At 65.2% G+C, this 537-nt stretch carries 1 pseudogene; it reads left to right on the top strand.

The annotated features are described in order from the left end of the window. A pseudogene (locus NKI24_RS35900) lies at positions 1-427 on the top strand (pyridine nucleotide-disulfide oxidoreductase); the annotation flags it as partial. Between the last annotated feature and the right edge of the window lie 110 nt (positions 428-537).

The raw sequence follows: 537 nt of genomic DNA, 5'->3' as shown, positions 1-537 counted from the left end.
GGCCCAGTTTGCGGGGTCGTTGCGCAACATGTGCGCGCTTTCCGATCTCAAGATGGCACGGCTGCTCGACCTCATCGACGAATGGGCGCGCGCCAACGGCCTGGACGCTACGGTCGGGCCGCCGGATCGCCCGCCGCCGACCCGTGTCGAGGAGAACCCGCCGCTCGGCCTCGATCTTGCCGGAGGCGCGATCAGGACGATCATCTGGGCCACCGGCTACCGGCCGGACTACTCCTGGCTGGAACTGCCGGTCCTCGACCGCAAGGGCCACGTCCGTCACGACGGCGGTGTAGCGGAACATCCGGGCCTGTACCTGATGGGGACGCAGTTTCTGCGCCGCCGCAAGTCTGCGCTGATCGACGGCGCTGGCGACGACGCGCGTGATCTCAGCGATCATCTGGCATCGTACCTCGGGATCAACGTCTGAGACTCCAGAGGGAACAGGTTGGTTGCCGCGACAACCCCGAATTCTGCGCCCCTGCAGTCATATTCCCAAGTGCAGCTTTGGCTTCCAGAAGGGGCGGAACAACTCAATCT

Origin of the sequence: Mesorhizobium sp. M0701 (assembly GCF_040320365.1) — a bacterium.
In the GTDB taxonomy this organism is placed as follows: Bacteria; Pseudomonadota; Alphaproteobacteria; order Rhizobiales; family Rhizobiaceae; genus Mesorhizobium.
This window is presented reverse-complemented; position numbering and strand designations above follow the sequence as displayed.